At 36.5% G+C, this 19,084-nt stretch carries 17 protein-coding genes and 1 riboswitch; of the genes, 1 reads left to right on the forward strand and 16 read right to left on the reverse strand.

Annotated features, from left to right (window positions below; translation table 11 throughout):
• Window positions 1-22: 22 nt before the first annotated feature.
• Complete coding sequence (locus ABDJ41_RS16785; RefSeq protein ID WP_349787234.1) at window positions 23-1,078, reverse strand: response regulator; 1,056 nt, start codon at window positions 1,076-1,078, stop codon at window positions 23-25.
• Entirely contained in the window at window positions 1,079-2,263 is a 1,185-nt protein-coding gene (locus tag ABDJ41_RS16790; RefSeq protein ID WP_349787235.1) for a PAS domain-containing sensor histidine kinase, read from the reverse strand.
• Window positions 2,264-2,396: 133 nt separating this feature from the next.
• Here ABDJ41_RS16790 and ABDJ41_RS16795 point away from each other — a divergent pair, with 133 nt between their 5' ends.
• Window positions 2,397-4,178, forward strand: a complete 1,782-nt coding sequence (locus ABDJ41_RS16795; RefSeq protein ID WP_349787236.1) for a hypothetical protein — start codon at window positions 2,397-2,399, stop codon at window positions 4,176-4,178.
• 64 nt (window positions 4,179-4,242) lie between these two features.
• On the opposite strand, the gene ABDJ41_RS16800 is transcribed toward ABDJ41_RS16795, so the two are convergent.
• From ABDJ41_RS16800 to ABDJ41_RS16865, 14 genes are all read right to left on the reverse strand, one after another.
• Entirely contained in the window at window positions 4,243-5,172 is a 930-nt protein-coding gene (locus tag ABDJ41_RS16800; protein ID WP_349787237.1) for a transporter, read from the reverse strand.
• Between the two features lie 9 nt (window positions 5,173-5,181).
• Window positions 5,182-6,228, reverse strand: coding sequence for a cytochrome-c peroxidase (locus ABDJ41_RS16805; protein WP_349787238.1), 1,047 nt, complete (start codon window positions 6,226-6,228; stop codon window positions 5,182-5,184).
• 9 nt (window positions 6,229-6,237) lie between these two features.
• A complete protein-coding gene (locus tag ABDJ41_RS16810) occupies window positions 6,238-7,041 on the reverse strand; it encodes an MbnP family protein (RefSeq protein ID WP_349787239.1) in 804 nt (267 codons plus the stop codon).
• A gap of 128 nt (window positions 7,042-7,169) precedes the next feature.
• Window positions 7,170-7,550, reverse strand: a complete 381-nt coding sequence (locus ABDJ41_RS16815; protein ID WP_349787240.1) for a hypothetical protein — start codon at window positions 7,548-7,550, stop codon at window positions 7,170-7,172.
• Window position 7,551: 1 nt separating this feature from the next.
• Window positions 7,552-8,094 carry an SCO family protein gene (locus tag ABDJ41_RS16820; RefSeq protein WP_502930342.1) on the reverse strand — a complete coding sequence of 181 codons (543 nt, stop codon included), beginning with the start codon at window positions 8,092-8,094 and terminating at the stop codon, window positions 7,552-7,554.
• A gap of 86 nt (window positions 8,095-8,180) precedes the next feature.
• Entirely contained in the window at window positions 8,181-8,627 is a 447-nt protein-coding gene (locus tag ABDJ41_RS16825; RefSeq protein WP_349787242.1) for a hypothetical protein, read from the reverse strand.
• 252 nt (window positions 8,628-8,879) lie between these two features.
• A complete protein-coding gene (locus ABDJ41_RS16830; protein ID WP_349787243.1) occupies window positions 8,880-9,080 on the reverse strand; it encodes a hypothetical protein in 201 nt (66 codons plus the stop codon).
• A 262-nt stretch (window positions 9,081-9,342) separates the two neighbouring features.
• A complete protein-coding gene (locus ABDJ41_RS16835) occupies window positions 9,343-10,356 on the reverse strand; it encodes a beta-ketoacyl-ACP synthase III (RefSeq protein WP_349787244.1) in 1,014 nt (337 codons plus the stop codon).
• A 54-nt stretch (window positions 10,357-10,410) separates the two neighbouring features.
• A complete protein-coding gene (gene metE, locus ABDJ41_RS16840; protein ID WP_349787245.1) occupies window positions 10,411-12,729 on the reverse strand; it encodes a 5-methyltetrahydropteroyltriglutamate--homocysteine S-methyltransferase in 2,319 nt (772 codons plus the stop codon).
• Window positions 12,730-12,906: 177 nt separating this feature from the next.
• Window positions 12,907-13,097, reverse strand: a riboswitch (cobalamin riboswitch).
• A gap of 68 nt (window positions 13,098-13,165) precedes the next feature.
• Window positions 13,166-13,804, reverse strand: coding sequence for a DUF6266 family protein (locus ABDJ41_RS16845; RefSeq protein ID WP_349787246.1), 639 nt, complete (start codon window positions 13,802-13,804; stop codon window positions 13,166-13,168).
• Between the two features lie 467 nt (window positions 13,805-14,271).
• Window positions 14,272-16,026, reverse strand: a complete 1,755-nt coding sequence (locus ABDJ41_RS16850; protein ID WP_349787247.1) for a HAMP domain-containing sensor histidine kinase — start codon at window positions 16,024-16,026, stop codon at window positions 14,272-14,274.
• Window positions 16,027-16,050: 24 nt separating this feature from the next.
• Window positions 16,051-17,181 (reverse strand): sensor protein KdpD, encoded by a 1,131-nt coding sequence (locus ABDJ41_RS16855; protein WP_349787248.1) that lies wholly within the window; start codon window positions 17,179-17,181, stop codon window positions 16,051-16,053.
• Window positions 17,182-17,384: 203 nt separating this feature from the next.
• Entirely contained in the window at window positions 17,385-18,455 is a 1,071-nt protein-coding gene (locus ABDJ41_RS16860) for a porin (protein ID WP_349787249.1), read from the reverse strand.
• Between the two features lie 25 nt (window positions 18,456-18,480).
• Window positions 18,481-19,047 carry a K(+)-transporting ATPase subunit C gene (locus tag ABDJ41_RS16865; RefSeq protein WP_349787250.1) on the reverse strand — a complete coding sequence of 189 codons (567 nt, stop codon included), beginning with the start codon at window positions 19,045-19,047 and terminating at the stop codon, window positions 18,481-18,483.
• Window positions 19,048-19,084 lie beyond the last annotated feature (37 nt).

The raw sequence follows: 19,084 nt of genomic DNA on the forward strand, positions 1-19,084 counted from the left end.
TCAATTGAAAAAATGATCTTCGTCAGTTTTTCATATTTTGAAGACGGAATTCATCCAGGATAATGATTTTACTTCCTTTTCGTTCTATTATTTCTTCTTCTTTAAAATCGCTTAATATACGACTCACTGTTTCGGTAGCTATACCTGCCATTGCGGCCAGATTATCCCTCGAAACTTTCAGGTTTAATTCATCACTTCTATTTTCCTGTCTTAACAACCTGATCAGTGCTTCAGCCAAACGCTTTCTTACAGAATGATAAGCCAATTGTAATAACTGCTCTTCTTTTTCCAACAGGTCATTAGATAAAATCTGAATAAATTGTCTGGCTACATCAGGATGCTTATTCAACAGTTCTTCAACCATTTCTTTCGGTAATAGACAGACTGTAGAATCTTCTACCGCTTCAGCAGTTTCTGCATAAGGTTCCTGACTTAAAAAGGCGGCGATTCCAAAGTAATTATCTGAACCATACATACCCGTAAGTAATTCCCGGCCATCAGTGCTCAGCTTTATCGTTTTAATCTTACCAGTTAGGATCAGATATACACCATTAACATCATCCCCCTCATAATAAATAACCTGTCTCTTTTTTACGTTCCGTACTTTACGCTCTTCAATCATTTTCTGAAGCGCAGGCATACCTGAGGTTACAATTAAACTTGATAATTTCTCTATAGACTGACTATAAAAACTTTCTTGTTTGCCTTTTTTGTTCAATCTTATCTCAATTGCGTTTAGCAATTCTACATCATCAAAAGGTTTAGTCAGATAATCATCAGCCCCCATTTCCATACCTTTTCTCATATCAATCCGTTCTGCTTTAGCAGTCAGAAAAATAAAAGGAATAACAGCCGTTTGGGGATTTTTACTCAACATATACAAAACACTATAACCATCCATTTCGGGCATCATAATGTCGCATAAAATCAGATCCGGAAAGTGTTTAGTTGCTATTTCAAAACCTATCTTTCCATTATCAGCTTGTAAAACATTATAGTTCGCCAATTCGAGTATTTCAGCGGTACTCTCTCTAATGTCATCATTATCCTCAATAATAAGTATAGTCGTTTTCTCCATTTATTTATTAAAAGAAAGTTTGAAAGTAGTTTCCTTGTTAATCACACTTTGAAAATGCAAAACCCCATTCATTAGCCTAGCATAACGTAGAACAATATTTAATCCCAATCCTGTACCAGGAATATTCCCTGTGTTATTGGCACGGAAAAAAGGTTGAAATAAATGCTTCTGATCAGATTCTGGTATGCCGATCCCATTATCTTTTATGGTAATTGTGCATTCATTGTCATTAATCTCTGTATTAAATTCTATAAAGGTATTCTCACCTGAATATTTAATAGAATTAGAGATCAGGTTAATCATGCAATTCCGGATCAGGTTCTGATCCAGGCTAACCATACTTTCCAAACCAGTATGCTGATAAATAATATGTTGTTGCTGTTTGGCAATCATCTGCATTTCTTCTGTCACCTCTTCTGATAATTTTACTAAGTCAAAAGGAACATATACCGGTTCCACAATACCAGCTTCCAATCGTTCGAGCGATAGAAAATCATTTAATATTGTAGTTAAATTACCGACTGCATTTTTGATCTTGCCAACATGCTTGGTAATATTCTTATTGTTAAAAGGTTGCGCGTATTTCTCTATCAGTGAAGAAGAAAGCTGAACTGAACTAAGTGGGGTTCTGAATTCATGTGAGGCCATAGAAACGAAACGACTTTTCATCTGGTTAAGTTCTTTTTCCTTTTCCAGTGATAAACTCACCTCTTCTTTAGCTTCACTTAAAGCTTTTACTGATTTCCTTAATGATTTGGTTCGTTCTTCTACCAGCTCTTCAAGTTCTGCAGCGTATTCGCGCAAGCGTTCTTCTGCTTCTTTTTCTTTCGAAAGATCGTGTATAAAGCCCGTATAAATGATGCGATCATCATACTGCACTTCACTTACAGCAAGTCTGAATGGGAAAGTACTCCCATCTTTTCTAAGACCTCTTACTTCCCGTCCTTTACCAATGATACGTTTTTCACCGGTGGTCTGATACCTGTTCAGATAGCCATCATGTCCACTTTTATCCGGCTCGGGCATCAGCATTTTTATATTTCTCCCCTTTACTTCCTCAAGAGAATAACCAAATAGCTTAAGCGCGGCGGGGTTTAGACTTTCAATATGCCCTCTCCTGTCAATGGTGATAATCCCATCAATAGCAGTTTCAATAATTGCTTCTAATAACCTGACTTGCTCCATATCTGCGTTTTCACAAATATATACAATTTATAATCATCAGTTTATCGTCAAAGTCAATTTTAAAAGTGATTACCGTCATATTTTAAACTAGGAATAGTATGCTCTTTTGCGTTCTAAATCTTATTAATAAATCATGAATCATACCTTTCATATACCAGTACTAGGTCTGGGATATTCCATAGATACCCCTTTAAAAGTTGCTAAATATGGGATTTCTTCTGTTGTTTCTATTGTAGATGATGAGCTGACTGAGCGAATGAGAAAATTTCATTCTGAAAAAAACAACGAAAATTATGTACTGATTGATAAAAAAGAGACAGATAGTCGCGCAGTAAGAATTACTTCATATTTGAATTTATTACATAAACTAATTAAGGAACAGTTTAATAGCTTATTAAGCGAACCAGCTGAAACCGGAACTGCTCTTGATACTTATTTTGAGTTACTTCCAGATCAATCCTTACTTAAAACAAAATACAAAGAAGTACAGGGAATCACAGATCTTAAAGAGAGAGAATCAGCATTTGAAACTTTAAAATCACAACTAAAACCTGGAAATATTGACGTAAATATTATGTCGAAAGTTGACAAGGCTAATTATAATGTAAAAGATGAGTATCTGGGCGATGACTATACTGACGCACTTGCAGCCATGCGTGGTTTTGCGAATAGTGATCTTAATGCATCTGTAATCATTTCAGCCGGATTAAATCCACGTTTATATACATACATGGAGAAATGCGCAGACTTCTACCCTGACGGTTCTGGTACTTTAAACAAAACTATTATCCTGAAGGTTAGTGATTTTCGCTCGGCAATGATACAGGCAAAGATGCTGGCAAAAAAAGGCTTATGGGTATCCGAATTCAGAGTTGAATCAGGGTTAAACTGTGGAGGACATGCTTTTGCTACAGAGGGCTTTTTATTAGGGCCGATATTAGAAGAGTTTAAGGAAAAACGTTCTTCATTAGTCGTTGAATTGTTTGATATTTATAAAACAGCCTTAGCAACAAAAGACATTTCCATTGTTTCCTCTCCACAACAAAAAATTACTGCTCAGGGGGGAATTGGTACAGCTGAAGAACATCAGTTTCTGATCAATTATTACCAGTTAGATGCCGCTGGCTGGGGAAGCCCATTTTTATTGGTTCCAGAAGCTACTAATGTAGATGATGATACACTTAATGACCTTGTTAATGCCGATCATTCTGATTATTATGTAAGTAACTCATCTCCACTAGGTGTGCTTTTCAACAACTTTAAGAAAAGCAGTATGGAACAACTTAGATTAGAACGTATTGCGAAAGGCAGACCGGGCAGTCCATGTACAAAGAAGTTTCTATCTACAAATACAGAATTTACTGCATTGCCAATTTGTACTGCATCCAGGGAATACCAGAATCTAAAACTTAAAGAACTTGAAAAGCAGGAACTGACAGCAGAAAATCGAAAACAACAATTCGATGCCATCACAGAAAAAATATGTCTTTGTGAGGGTTTATGCTCGTCAACTTATTTAAAACACGATATACTGAAGCCAAAAGAAAGTAAAGCTGTAAGTATTTGTCCAGGTCCTAACCTTGCCTATTTCTCAGGAAAATACACTTTAAAAGAAATGATACAACACATTTATGGTAAAACAAATCTATTGGAATCAGTTAGTCGCCCTAATCTGTTTATCAATGAGTTGAATCTATATGTAGATTATCTAAAGAAAGATATTTCATTGCAACTAGACGAACTGAGCCTTAAAAAGGCCAAGTATTTCAGTAAATTTAAAGAACAATTGCTACAAGGAATAGCTTATTATCAGGAATTAATTCCTGAGCTAAAAAAACAAAGTAATATGGCTATTAGTGAAATGCAGCAACAGTTAAAACTCGCAGAAAGTAAGCTTGCAACATTTAAAATATAATGTCAAAAGGGTTGTATTCTATAAAAATACAACCCTTTTATATACTTAAGTTTAATTAGGCGGATTAGAATGGCACAGACATATGTACCATTAACCTGTTTCCGGCATAAGCTCTTCCTCCGGCCAGATCCTGAGATCGAACATTCTGATAGTTCGCACCAAAAGATAAACCTTTCATTCCGGCTTCAATACCTGCTACAGCAGATAATGAATAACCGCCTGAGACATCAACGTCATATTTCCCGGATTCTACATCCTTCTGAGCTGTCTCGTATAAAACGCCGGCATTAGGTGCAACTGTAATCGCTTTTGCAATCCTTATTTTATAATAAGCAAGCAAATTTGCTGTGAACTTATTGCCATAACGGTATTCGTATTTGTTTTCAGTATTGATCTTGTAATTTACATTAGCATTCAATCCAACGTCATTATACCTAATATCATACGCTGCATTGACAGTAAAATCTGTGCTTGCTGTCCCAAGTTGAAAGTTATTTGGGGATTCCTGAATGGCAGTTCTCTCAGCAGGTTCGTATTTACCTGTAGGAACTTTTACACCTCCTCCAATCCATAGTGATTGTACCAGTAAACGTTCGCCCAATGTTCCTTTATGATCAAACACTTTATAATACCCCATTAATGCAATATCTCCCAATCCGTTTTTACTTCCATTGCCAGTCTGAGCTTTACGCTCATTAAAATTATAAGGTACAAAAGCAAGCACTCTGAACTTAGTTCCGATATTCCATCCGCCCCAGAGTTCAGCGCTCTGATAAGTTTCATCAGCAGTAATTGGTGTTCTTTCTCCATACGGGCCCAAATGCGTATTCAGGTTTTTGTATTGATAACGCATCCCTAAAAAGCGCTTGTTATATTCAGGTAAAATCCCCAGATAGTAGCTTCCAACACCACATCCGCAAATATCACAGGCTTTAACTATTGTTAAGCTCGTGACGATCAATATCAATGTGGCTATTATTTTTTTATTCATCATTTCTATTTTTTATTGTTCAGAAAGGGACTTGTCCTTAATGAAAGTTTCGTCATTTAATGTATTCAGGAAAGCCAGTAAATTGGTTTTATCGACTTCTGAAAGTGGAATTCCCAGTTTTCCATTTTGCTGCAGTAATGGATCCAGATTTGGTGTCTGCATCACTTCTGATGAATAATGATCTAATACACCTTTCAGTGTAAGATACCTCCCATCGTGCGTATATGGTGCACTATACTTCAGGTTCCTAAGACTCGGCACTTTAAATTTATACTTGTCGGTCTCATTCATCGTAATCTCGTAGCGTCCCATATCATCCACAGATCCAATTCCTATTCCATTATTCCTAAAAGATTCATCAGTAAATAAAGGGGCTTTATGACAACTGGCGCAATGCTGCTTAAATAAATTAAAACCTTTCTCTTCTTCGGCAGTAAATGCCTGATTGTCTTCTCCACGCATCACCTTGTCATATTTGGAATTGCTCGAGATACACATTAGCATAAACTGCGACATAGCCTTCATGGTTCTTGCAGTATTAATTTCTTCAGTTCCAAAAGCTGCTTTAAATAAACTGGTGTATTTGGGCATTGCCCTAAGCTTAGCCAACACACGATCTAAAGTCTCATCCATTTCCTCATGCGCCGTTATTGGTGCAATAGGCTGTAAATCAAGATCAAAAACTCCACCATCCCACATAAAGGTCTTCCTCCATGCAAGGTTCATAATTGGCGGAGAATTACGTTTGCCCAATCTGTCTTCAATACCATGACTTACATCATGACCATGATGCGTAAAAGCGGCAGATTGTATATGACATGAACCGCATGAAATTGAATTATCCCTTGAAAACCGGGGTTCATAAAATAAGGCCCTTCCCAATTCGAACCCACTTTTCGTAATCGGATTATTGGCAAAATTATATTCAGGCTCAGGAAAGTTTCCTGGTTTTTTAAAACCCAGGAAACTTTCTATCTCTTCTTTTATAACCTCATTTTTACTACATCCAACTATAAAAAGTATGATGACACACCATACATATAAGTGGTTTGCTTTCATAGTGTGGTATTAATTTTCTGTATGATCGTGACTAAACATATTTACATAATTGTTTGCCACAACTGTGCTGTATGAACCGGACATTACAGTCGGATTTACTGCAAAACTAACGTTAGCAGGGCCATTAAAGACTTTCATAATATCAGCAAACAAGTGGATATTGCTACTCCTGTCTTTACGTACTTTAGCAATACCTGCTGTTCTTAAGTCAATAGTTACTGACTTGATGTTATTGATTCCTGGTGCCGAGTAGCCACCAAATCCACCTATGTGATATCTGATTTTTTGATCAGCAGATCCTGCATCAGGAGCAGAACCTTCCAGTTTTAAAAATATATAACCGCTGTTCCATGACCAATACATGCCACTTGTACTATGATCTCCAGCAGGATCTAAAACACCTGTTCTTTTGCTTACATCCATGGTACTGCGTAAACTATCAACACCAATTGTAAAAGTTAAAGATTGGTAATCCGCTACAGGAACCTGAACCTTTGCAAACTGAGTTGCAGCATCAGCTTCATTTATCAGGAAATAACTATCATCTTGAGGAACTATATATTCTTGCCCCTCTGTGGTTTTCAATTTGATATTGCTGATAAAGTACTGTAATATGGAAATATTAAACTGTTGTCCTAATGCATTAGTATAGTTTCCATTGTTTAAAATCAGGTTCTTATTACCTACTATATTGTCAAACTGTATAGATAAACCAGCTTTTTCGCTTTCGTTAAAGTCTGGTTCTGGATCATCATTTTTAGAGCAAGCAGTAAGCAATATGGAGAGACTTATAATTGATAGTATTCTTTTCATCTTCTTAAAACAGTATATAACAGGCTACAAACCAATGTTCATTAGCTTTTTTATAATTAAATATTCATTTTGGGTACAAACAGTGTATAAGTTTGAACCAACAGTTCAGATTAACTGCGAATGTTTGATTAAGAAAACCTATTCTGTGGAGGATGAAGAATTTTAAAACTATTTGTTGGCAGTTCAAAGAAAATTTCAACAACCAGATGCTTTTTTACGATATAAGCCGGCACAGCTAAACTAATTATTGGTTTCACCAGATAATGATCCTGAAAGTTCTTTTTCTGGGCTTCCTGTGCCTGTTTCTTTTCCTTCTCTTCTGCTTGCTTAAGCTTTTTCATCAGGAAACACTTACCCTCACAATGTAATTCAGGTTTATCCCTGTTCTCACATAAAGTACTGGCAATATAATCCCGGTTCAGTTCAAAACCAGCATAAATAAACAGCTGACTAAACTGAGCAGAGCTTAAGGCAAATAATAGAAATATGGCAGTAAAACTTCTTAGCATTTTATTCTTTCAATAAAATATCCATATCACTCATTAACTGCGCTACCTCACCGTCTACAGTACCATCGTAAAGTCCTCTTATTCTCTTTTGTTTATCAATCAATACCAGATACCCCTGATGTACAAAACCTCCCGGTGCAGCTTTATCCTCTTGTGCCGACACCAAATAGTTTCGCTCAGCCAAAGCATAAATTTCATCTCTGCTACCCCATAAGTATTCCCATTGTGTACCTTCAATGCCTAGCTTTGTTGCATAGCTTTTCATTCTTGAAGGCAGGTCATATTTTACATCAATAGTATGAGATACTAATTTCACTTCAGGATTGCCTTTATACTTGTTATAGACCTTTAAAAGGTTCCTGTGCATGACCGGACAAATGGTTGGACAAGAAGTAAAGAAAAAATCGGCCACGTAAATCGTACCATCAAAACTCTTCTCAGTTACTACAGTACTATCCTGATTCAATAATTTAAAAGCAGGTATATATCTGAATGTTGAATCAATGATCGTCTTTCCATTAACAACTCTCTCAGTGGTTTCCAACTGTATAAATGGCAAACGCTTAGGTTGATTATTGCAACTACTAAGAATTGCGAATAATAAAATCAAATAAATACCAAAACTCCTTATCATTTCTTAAACCTTTCCAGGTAAGCATTAGAAGAAGCAATCTCCTTTTTATACAAACTATCTACCGCAGCAATTTTAGCCTTTTCATCCTTAAAATACTGTACTGCAACCTCATTGGACTTACCTGTAACATCAGGTTCAAAATTATGCATCCAATCATTCATACTGTCTTCAGCTATAGTCAAATCTTTAATCAAATCGTTAATAGCATCTTTTTCTTTTAGTGTATCTATTTCAGGAAACCTTGTTTTTAAACCTTTCAGATCTCTAACAAGCGTATCCAATTTCATCTGATTGTTAACAACCATTCCATGATCAGCCATGACAACATCATGAAATTTCATCACCTCATCACGTACTGCTTTATAATTTGTCTCTTTATTTTGTGTTGGACTACAAGCAACTGCAACAATTGCTATAAATGCAATTCCTAATATATACTTCATTTAGAATAGAGTTTTTTAAAAAAATATTGATTGTACTTCAAAAGAGTACATATAAATAACACCCTACATAGTACGAATGCTATATGGGCCATACTTGAACTAAAATTTACCTTCTCTGAAGAGACCTCAGGCGCTTTTGCCCTTCAGCAAAAACCGACTGAAAGGAGGTCAACGAGACAATTAAAAATTAACAAAAGCCTCCGAGTTAAATGCCAGTCTCAGAAGAGAATGGTTAATTTTAAATTTTATCTTTTAAACCTTTGGCGGCTGAAAGACAGAATTTTCAATATTTTGCGGGATTCCCATTGAAGCAGGAATATGGAGTTTCATTTCCTTTAGAGGAAACTGTTTAAAAACCATTGGAATTACAACCAGTGCTTCTTGAAAATGAATATTTTGACTTTGACGTTCTTGCTTTTGTTCCTTTTCTTCAGCTTGTTTCAGCTTTTTCATCAGGTAACATTTCCCTTCGCAATGTAACTCAGGTTTAGCTTTGTTTTCACAAAATTCTGCAGCAATATATTTCTTGTTCAGCTCAAAGGCTGTGTATAAAAATAAATTTGAGAAATTTATTGTCAATACACTAAACAAAAGCAATATGGAAACCGGTTTCAGTAACATTTTGTGGCAAATGTAAGGATCCTGATTTAGGATTACACCATAATCCCTGCATTATTTTAAAATAGATATGCCCCTATTAATCTTCTATAGTCATTTAGTCTTTTTTAGGCTGGCGAAGCTTCCCCCATTTAAGGTATGTTGCTCCCCATGAAAAGCCTGCACCGAAGGCAGTCAATATCATTTTATCGCCGTATTTGAAATCATCTTTAAAGTCCCATAAGCACAAAGGAATAGTGGCAGCCGTAGTATTTCCATAACGATCGATGTTTACCTTTACCTGCTCCGAAGATAAACCCAGGTAATCACCTACAGATTGTATGATTCTTAAATTTGCCTGATGAGGAATAAGATAATCGATTTGTGAGCTTAATAATTCATTTGATTTCAAAACCTCATTACAAGTATCCGTCATACCCTGAATTGCAGCTTTAAAAACCACTCTACCATCCTGACGTACATAATGGAGTTTGCTATCAAGTGTTTCTTGTGTAGCAGGGTGTTTTGATCCTCCTGCAGTAACAATAAGATTTTCTTTACCAGATCCGTCTGTTCTGAAGAAACTATCCATTAATCCTACAGGATCTTCTGTTTGTTCCAGTAAAACCGCACCTGCACCATCACCAAAAAGTATACAAGTATTGCGATCCGTATAGTTAACAATAGAGCTGTTTTTATCTGCACCTATTACAACCACCTTTTTACAACGTCCGCTTTCAATCATACTCGCGCCCAATGTTAAAGCATATAAAAAACCACTACAAGCGGCATTGGTATCAATTCCCCAGGCATTTTTTAATCCTGCTTTTTCGCACACCATACTTCCGGTACTAACCATCACATAATCAGGAGTTGAAGTTGATACAATTACACAATCAATTTCATCCGGATTTACATCACCATCCTGCATTAATCTTTGCAGCGCATAGGTTGCCATATCTGAAGTAGCAATCTCTGGATCATTTACAATCCTTCTCTCCTTTATTCCAGTCCTAGCAATGATCCATTCGTTATTGGTATCCACCATTTTTTCGAGGTCATGGTTACTTAAAACCGTATCTGGTACATAACCTCCAATCGCGGTAATCACCGCATTTTTCCTTATTCTCATTTGTGCGTACGTAATTCTGTAAAATAAAGGCAGGCATAACCCTGCCTTTATTTTTTACAAAGTTACAGCTTCTTCCACATATTCTCGCAGTACTTTTGCAGCAGAAACCATTTCTATTAACGCTTTTTTTGTTTCATCCCAGTGACGGGTCTTTAAACCGCAATCAGGATTCACCCAAAGTTGAGCTGAAGGAATAACTTTTTGTGCTTTTTGAAGCAGAAAAACCATTTCTTCTTTAGCTGGGACACGTGGTGAATGGATATCGTAAACTCCTGGTCCAATTTCATTAGGATATTTAAAATTGGCAAATGCATCCAGTAATTCCATTTGCGACCTTGAACATTCAATGGTAATGACATCTGCATCCATATCTGAAATATTTTGAATGATATCATTAAACTCAGAATAACACATATGTGTATGAATCTGCGTATCGTCTTTTACCCCACTTGCAGATATCCTGAAAGCACGAACGGCCCATTGTAAATAATCTTGCCAATCAGATTTACGTAAGGGTAAACCTTCCCTAATTGCAGGTTCATCAATCTGAATGATCTTAATACCTGCTTTCTCCAGGTCTACCACTTCGTCCCTTATTGCCAATGCGATCTGTGTACAGGTTTCAGATCTAGGCTGATCATTTCGTACAAAAGACCATTGCAATATGGTTACAGGTCCTGTAAGCATTCCTTTAACCCATTTGTTGGTTAATGACTGGGCAAAAGCAGACCATTTAACTGTCATAGGCAAAGGGCGATAAACATCTCCATAAATCACAGGAGGTTTTACACAACGACTACCATAACTTTGTACCCATCCGTTCTTAGTAAAAGTAAAACCAGCAAGCTGCTCACCAAAGTATTCAACCATATCATTACGTTCAAACTCCCCATGAACCAAGACATCTATACCGGCATCTTCCTGAAAACGAATTGTTTCCTCCGTTTCCTTTTTGATCAGCTCATTATATTCCTCAGCACTTAAATCACCCTTTTTATATTTTGCCCTCCAGCTACGTACTTCCTGCGTTTGTGGGAAAGAACCAATAGTAGTTGTAGGAAATAAAGGTAAATTTAAGGCCTGCTTTTGTAATTGCTGACGAACAGCAAAGGTATTTTTCCGTTGATCATCCTCGACAGTAATACCAGCTACACGTTGCTTTACAGCATTATTATGAATCAGATCAGATGACTTTCTACTTTCATTAGCTATTTTGTTTGCTTTTAATTTAGGAATGGCTGTCTTAATGTTCAACGCAAGTTCATTTAAAACAGCGACTTCATCAATCTTTTGTCTGGCGAAAGACAACCATTGCTTAATCTCAGCACTTAATACAGCTTCATTAGTCTCCAGTTCCAAATCACAAGGCGAATGAATCAGTGAGCATGACGGACTAATCATTAGTCTGTCATGGCCAATTTTGTCAGCCGCAGATTTGATTAAAGTTAAAGAAGCATCAAAATCATTTTTCCAGATATTCCGACCATCTACAAGACCCAAAGACAGTCCCATATATGCAGGGATATCAGCTAATATCTCCTTCAGTTGCTCAGGACTACGTACCAGATCTATATGCAAAGTATGAACAGGCAATGAAAGTGCTAGTTCCTTATTGTCTTGTAAAGCACCAAAATAAGTGGCCAATAAAATTTTTAATCTTGGAAAGCGCTTTTTAATTTCAGCGTACACATATTTGAAAGCTTTTCTATCCTTCTCTGTAAGATCTAGTGATAAAAATGGCTCATCAAACTGTACCCATTCTACATGTTGTTCTTCCAGTTTTTTAAGCAATTCTAAGTAAACCGGTAAAAGATTCCTGATCAGATCTATCCTGTCAAATCCACTTTCCTTTTCTTTACCCAGTAATAAGTAAGAAACCGGACCAATAATTACAGGCTTGGTTTTAATACCCAGCCTCACACTTTCCTGATATTCATCCAGCAGCTTGGTTGAAAACAATTTAAACTGCTGATCTTTTAAAAATTCAGGAACGATGTAATGATAATTGGTATCAAACCATTTGGTCATTTCCATTGCTGTAATATCTAAACCATCCTTTTGATAACCTCTGGCCATTGCAAAATAAAGGTCAAGCTCTGTATTACCTTTGTTGAGGATAACTTCATGATAACGTTTCGGTATTGCACCTACTGTAAGTGATAAATCTAAAACCTGGTCATAAAATGAAAAGTCATTTGATGGAATCAGGTTTATACCCGCTTCCTTCTGCATTTCCCAGTTTTGCTTACGAATTTCACGACCAGTTTGAACCAGCTCCTGAATAGTTGAATTGCCTGACCAATACTGCTCGCAGGCTTTTTTGAGTTCTCTTTTACTACCAATACGCGGGTAGCCCAGATTGTTTGTTAGCATTTTTTTGCTTTTTAATTGATGAAAAAATCAGTTAAAAGCTCTCTTGCTGAACTTCGCAATGCTGTCGAAGAATGAAGAATATGAAAATACAATGTATAAGACCGGGATAACGACATGCTGCCCACACCGTATCACCAATAATACATCAAACCTAAACATGCTTCATATCGCGAAAGCAAAGTCAATTCGATAAAGGCAGGTCTCCTGACTTGTAACATTTTTACCATCCTTCCCATTTCAATAACGAAACAGTGGATATACTAAGGGTAAAAACTTTTATGTTACTTACAGTTGCGCGACAGTTCGTGATTTACACACGATTCCCTATTAATCTACAATTAAGTAAAACCATTACCGGTTGATGAAGAAAGTAAAGAACTTTATCTGGCGTAAAGGTACTATAAAAAACTTTCTTTTGATAATACTGAAGCATCCCTTAGTTAATCCTACCCAGGTACATGCTATTGGCTACGGCTTTCCTGTTTAAGGAAGTCATACCTACATAAACTTCAAGTGTTTTACCTACAAATGGTTCTTGTATCTTAATATCACATTCCTTGTAGGCTCTGTTAACGCCGCCTGTAAAACCAAATGACATATTCAATTCAGGAGAATAAGCTACAAACATCAACTGATCATTAAAGGCTGTCTTTTTTACCACATCTGATTTCCATGTCAGTTTAAGTATCTCAGAGTCTTCAAGGATCATTTTTACATCATTAATCATAGGCAGTTTACCTACACTTAAGATCAGCTTACTATAATCTGCCTCCAGATCAGGATATACCCCAGAAATCATGGTGTTGTAGTTCGCCGAAAATGCAGCACTGATTTCAGTTTTCTCTACAGCTTCATTAGCAAATCCAACAGTAATAAATTCATGAAAAGGCACTAAAATTAAGTTCATAAACTTCAACTTTTCTTGTGTGGCTATTTGTGCCGGACTACTTTCCCTTTTATTCTTCTTCTTTTTAGGGACAGTCCTTAAATAAGGGATACTTTTCCAGGTAGCACCCACAACTGGACCAATCTTTCCTGATACCGGGCCTAATATGCCCTTTCTAATTTTTGCCATCTTGTTTTCCTTTCTTGGTTAATTAATTATTATATTTATTAGTCTTTTATAATCATCTTCTGTGAGTCCTCTCTTATTTATTACTTGCCATTAATTACACAAAAGGCTAAAAAATGCCTTTTAAATGCTTTTTATATGACCCCAGGTCATACAGAGTCATACAAGACTCATTAGAGACTCATACAACACTCATAGTTATTATAATCTTCGATCTAACTAAACCCTGTATATCAGCCAATTACATCAATAAATCTTAAAAAAAGATGTATTAACGAGTAACAACAAAAAAAAACAGACCTAACAATTAAATCTGTTTTACTAATATACTATCCAAAAAATCCGTTGTCAAGTTCCCTGAGTTCCCAACGCAGGGTGTAAACCTTTGACAAAACGCGGTTTAAACACCCGCCAGCGCGGCATTTTTTTTCTACAATGTATCAGATTTTTTACATTAACCATCATTAAATTTAACTAACAACCGGTAACGAAAAGTAAAACTTACTACCTTCCCCTATTGAACTTTCGACCCAGATATGACCATTTTCTGCTTCAATAAAATCTTTCGAGATGGCAAGCCCCAATCCCGAGCCCGACTTATTACTTCCATCTGTAGGTACCTGAAAGTACTTATCAAACAAACGTTTCAGGTATTGTTCTTCAATACCTTTTCCAAAATCGCGAACAGAAAATTCTATCGCATCATTATTTTCGATAACCTGCACAACTATTTTCGATTTTTCTGCACTATACCGTAAAGCATTCGACAAAAAGTTCACCAGTACCCAAGCTGTTTTTTCAATATCTACACTTACTTTCGGAAGATTATTTCTAGAAATAAGTTCCAGTTCTATAGCCTTTTGTTCTGCTTGAAAACGAACTGCATCGATAGCATAAATCGCTATCTTTTTAGGGTCAGTCTTTACAAAATTCAATTGTAGGTTACCTGTTTCTACCTGTGCAAGATCCAAAAGCTCGGAAGTTATTTTTAACAAGCGACCACAATCTTCTTTAATATGTTGAACCAGTTCTTTTTGTTCAGTGTTCATGATTCCTACCCGATCATCATCCAGTAATTTCAAACTCATTTTAATGGATGATATTGGCGTTTTCAACTCATGTGATACAGTGGCAATAAAATTTGTTTTAGCCTCATCCAATTCTTTAAACTTGGTTATATTTTTAAGCACATAAACTTGCCCAGCTGCTTTATCGGTCTGCACAGTCGCATTATCAGTATTATCTTCATAATTCGGCACGCTGATATCTCTTCTTTCCAACTGAAAATAAGATTCTTTATGGTCTGCATAGATCTTCATAGGTTTATCATCAACAGACTCCTGCAAAATTCTATTCAACAGATCATTCTTCTTCCTCAATTCCATTGCGTTTACACCAACTACCTGTTGCTGATCTAGATTCATTAGCTGTCCGGCAACTTTGTTAAAGAAAAGAATTTCCTGTTTCTCATTGACTCCAATAATTGCATCCTGCATCTGTTCAATAATGGTTTCTATTCTTAATTTTTCAGACTGAATTTTAGCCAGGTTACTATTTTCCCATTTATTCAGTTCTGAAGTCATTGTATTAAAGGAATCAGCGAGTTCTGAAAACTCATCAGAACCTTTGAAATCCAGTTTTTGCTTATAATTCTTACGACTAATTTCACGGATGGCCTCAGAAAATTCACGTAAAGGATTGGCAACAAATCCAGGAAAGTTGACTATAAACGAGAATAGTATCAGGAAACAAATTGAGGCAGCAAAAATCACATACATGGCTGATTTTTCGATAGCAGACTGTGCAGCAGCATTTTTCCTAACTATAGCGTTCATATTCAGATGATCGATCTCTTTTAACTGCTTCCTGACTTTATTTAAAGACACTTGCTTTGCCGTCAGGGAAGATAATGGATCAATAACACCCTCGTAAGCCAATTTCAATGCATCAACTGCCTTTCCTTCTCCTTTTTCAGTAACATTCTTTTGTTCCAAATTCAATTGTTTATCGAACTGACTTTTGGCTTCAGGCGACAAAGGCAGCTCGTGCTCATCTAAAATTGAACGCATGTTACTCGTATAGTTCAGCGTCTCATAATTATCTTTCAAAATAACCTTCGACCTTATGGAAATTTCATTCATGTAGTATAATGAAACCGCTCCAAAAAAGAGTATCACCACGAATAGGAAGCCGAATCCGAGGCGAAGTTTGGTTTTTATTTTCATAATTATATTATTTATCTTTTTGCACTAACTCAATATTACTAAATCAGTTTCTGTAGCTGAAATGCTCCGCAAAAGTTGATTAAAAATTGCAGTTCTCATCATAATTTGAAATAAATTTAAATGGGGCTTACCTATACATATTGTTGTGATCTCTTTTTCTGCTGCAATTTTCAATATGGTATTGGGAATATTATCGTTTTTTACCTTAATCACTTCTGCTCCAAGTTCAGTAGCCAACTTAAAATTATTAATCAGATGTCGCTGTAAATCCAGTTTAACTCTGTCACCACTTTCCTTACTATTCTGAACATACAATACAATCCAGGGAGAATGATAATAAGAGGCCAGTCTGGCAGTTTTACGAATTACAATTTTTGCAGTTGCATTATTGGTAGAAATACAGGCCATAAACCGCTCCTGCCTAAGCTTAATTTGCTTTGGAATTTCTATACTGATCTTTCTTTCTAAATGATGCGCCACTTCCTTAAGTGCCATTTCACGTAATTGCAGTATTCTATCCGATTGAAAAAAATTATTTAAAGCGCGTTCAATTTTAGTCTTATCGTAAATTTTTCCAGACTTTAAGCGGTCTATCAATTCATCAGCCGTCAAATCTATATTTACAATCTCGTCAGCCAATTCCAGAATCTTATCAGGTATTCGTTCAGTAATGGGGATGCCGGTAATCTTTTCGATTTCCTCATTCATGCTTTCCAGATGCTGAATATTTACTGCGGAAATGACGCTGATACCCGCTTCGAGTATATCAACCACATCCTGCCAACGTTTCCCGTTTTTGCTTCCTTCCACATTGGTATGTGCAAGTTCATCGACAATCACCACTTCGGGATGAATATTAACAATTGCATTAACATCCATCTCTTCCAGTTCTTTTCCTTTGTAAAACAACTTTCTTCTGGAAATCACCGGAATACCAGCTAAAAGTGCATGTGTTTCTTCACGATTATGGGTTTCAATATACCCGATTTGGATATCTATCCCGTTCTTTAACAGTGCGTGTGCCTCCTGGAGCATTCTATAAGTTTTGCCCACACCTGCACTCATACCAATGTAGACTTTAAATTTCCCTCTTCTGGATTTTTTCACCAGGTCCAGAAACTTACGGACAGAACTCTCTTTATTTTCTTCTTCCATCACATGTTACCATTTTACGATGATATAGGCCTCTTTAATTAAATACCAAATTCCCAGTAACAGTATTAGACAAACACTTAAAACCGGGATCAGTTTGAGAATAGATTTATTATTCATTTTACTTTCTTTTACCAAAGGCAATCTTTTGCGATCATTAATAATACAGGACCAGCCGCACCAAAACCGGCCCTGTATAAGTTAAACTAAAAAGAAACTGCTATGCTGGCTGTAACAGCTACATTTGTATTTGTCGGATTATCATTACGCATAAATACTTTGTCTTTGCTATCATAAACCTTTCCTTCTAAACGTACCACAGCATTACTAACAGGAGCATAATCCATGTTTACGGAATATCCTGTTGTTTTAAAACCATTCGGAGTTTCTGTCGCGATAAATACACCATTTTTATCCTGATAATGCTCTACCCTTCCTGCTACTTTCCATTTGTCGGCAATTCGGTACTGCGCAATAGCCACAGGCGCGAATACTTCATTACGATCATCACTACCTTTAGCTTTTTGCTGGGTTCCATAGTCAATACCAACTGTTAAACCAAAATCATCGGTCAGTTGAAATATTCCATATACATCATGGTAAAAACGTTTTACCCTTACATCGTCAGCACCTTCTGTTCCAAGATAATTACTGTAATTTACAGTGATTTTATCTGTAGGTTTCCAGGTGAGTTGTAAACCACCCGCGGGTTTACTGTTTCCATTTAAGCGATTAATTCGCTGCCAACCGTTCAGATACAATAGCACTGCTGAGAACTTACCGTCATTAGATGCATAGCTCAATTTTGCACCTGACTCATAATAGGGTGTATTTTCTGAAGAGATGTTTCTGGTCAACACCCAGCAATCCTTAGATACTGCGCTTTCAAAGCCAATATGGGAAGAAAATATACCGGCATCAACCCAAAGGTTAATTGTTTTAGACAGCTTTAAACCAGCATTCGCTTCATAAATATTTTTCAATACACCCGGTTCGGCAGCAAGGTTTGCATTTGTATAAGTACCCGCCATTAAGGCTACGTTTGCACGAATTGTACCGTTGTCATAACTGCCTTTAATAAAACCAAGGTTAAGGTTCACCTCATTATGGCGGTTGTGTGAGTAAATGAAACCAGGTCTGTTGTTATCAGCAGACTTGTTAAAATCGTATCCATAATAAGTTTCCAAATATCCGGTTACTTTTATCTTAGGCTCTTCCTGTGCATATAAAACTGATCCTGTTGAAAGGGCTACGGCTAATGTTATGAGTTTTTTCATTTGTTTTTATCGTTGTTTTAAATTATTATTTCTTTAATTCGTCCAGGGCAACGTTAAGTTTCAGGACGTTGACTTTAGAAGGGCCAAACAAACCAAATAATGGTCCTTCGGTATTTTTCACCACCAATTCCGCTACAGCTTTGTCGGTTAATCCGCGGTTTGCCGCAACTCTTTTGATCTGCATAATGGCTGCCTGCTCCGAAATATCAGGATCCAACCCACTACCTGAGGCAGTGACCATATCCGCAGGGATGTCTGTTTTTTTCAGATAAGGATGATATTTCAACAAGGTATCTATCCTTCCTTCCACATCTTTCAGGTAATCAGCATTGGTCGGACCTTTATTGGAACCTCCTGAACCTGCCGCATTGTACCCAACAGCTGATGGTCTGCCCCAAAAATATTCTGGTTTGGTAAAAGACTGGCCAATCAATGCATAGCCCACTACTTTACCATTTTTTATTACTTTTTCGCCACTTCCTTCACCTGCACTGAATTTTCCAACAAAGGCGATAGTTAATGGATAAATGATACACAACAGTACCATAAGTACTCCTGTTAGTCTCAACGATTGTATGATGTATTTTTTCATGACAACATTCTTTATTTATGTATTTATTTAGATGATA

This window comes from Pedobacter sp. ASV1-7 (genome assembly GCF_040203335.1).
In the GTDB taxonomy this organism is placed as follows: Bacteria; Bacteroidota; Bacteroidia; order Sphingobacteriales; family Sphingobacteriaceae; genus Pedobacter.

Bases quoted from the DNA above. Each gene is read 5' to 3' on its own strand.
- ABDJ41_RS16785 (WP_349787234.1), bottom strand. From the start codon at position 1,078: ATGGAGAAAACGACTATACTTATTATTGAGGATAATGATGACATTAGA.
- ABDJ41_RS16790 (WP_349787235.1), bottom strand. From the start codon at position 2,263: ATGGAGCAAGTCAGGTTATTAGAAGCAATTATTGAAACTGCTATTGAT.
- ABDJ41_RS16795 (WP_349787236.1), top strand. From the start codon at position 2,397: ATGAATCATACCTTTCATATACCAGTACTAGGTCTGGGATATTCCATA.
- ABDJ41_RS16800 (WP_349787237.1), bottom strand. From the start codon at position 5,172: ATGATGAATAAAAAAATAATAGCCACATTGATATTGATCGTCACGAGC.
- ABDJ41_RS16805 (WP_349787238.1), bottom strand. From the start codon at position 6,228: ATGAAAGCAAACCACTTATATGTATGGTGTGTCATCATACTTTTTATA.
- ABDJ41_RS16810 (WP_349787239.1), bottom strand. From the start codon at position 7,041: ATGAAAAGAATACTATCAATTATAAGTCTCTCCATATTGCTTACTGCT.
- ABDJ41_RS16815 (WP_349787240.1), bottom strand. From the start codon at position 7,550: ATGCTAAGAAGTTTTACTGCCATATTTCTATTATTTGCCTTAAGCTCT.
- ABDJ41_RS16825 (WP_349787242.1), bottom strand. From the start codon at position 8,627: ATGAAGTATATATTAGGAATTGCATTTATAGCAATTGTTGCAGTTGCT.
- ABDJ41_RS16830 (WP_349787243.1), bottom strand. From the start codon at position 9,080: ATGAAAAAGCTGAAACAAGCTGAAGAAAAGGAACAAAAGCAAGAACGT.
- ABDJ41_RS16835 (WP_349787244.1), bottom strand. From the start codon at position 10,356: ATGAGAATAAGGAAAAATGCGGTGATTACCGCGATTGGAGGTTATGTA.
- metE (WP_349787245.1), bottom strand. From the start codon at position 12,729: ATGCTAACAAACAATCTGGGCTACCCGCGTATTGGTAGTAAAAGAGAA.
- ABDJ41_RS16845 (WP_349787246.1), bottom strand. From the start codon at position 13,804: ATGGCAAAAATTAGAAAGGGCATATTAGGCCCGGTATCAGGAAAGATT.
- ABDJ41_RS16850 (WP_349787247.1), bottom strand. From the start codon at position 16,026: ATGAAAATAAAAACCAAACTTCGCCTCGGATTCGGCTTCCTATTCGTG.
- ABDJ41_RS16855 (WP_349787248.1), bottom strand. From the start codon at position 17,181: ATGGAAGAAGAAAATAAAGAGAGTTCTGTCCGTAAGTTTCTGGACCTG.
- ABDJ41_RS16860 (WP_349787249.1), bottom strand. From the start codon at position 18,455: ATGAAAAAACTCATAACATTAGCCGTAGCCCTTTCAACAGGATCAGTT.
- ABDJ41_RS16865 (WP_349787250.1), bottom strand. From the start codon at position 19,047: ATGAAAAAATACATCATACAATCGTTGAGACTAACAGGAGTACTTATG.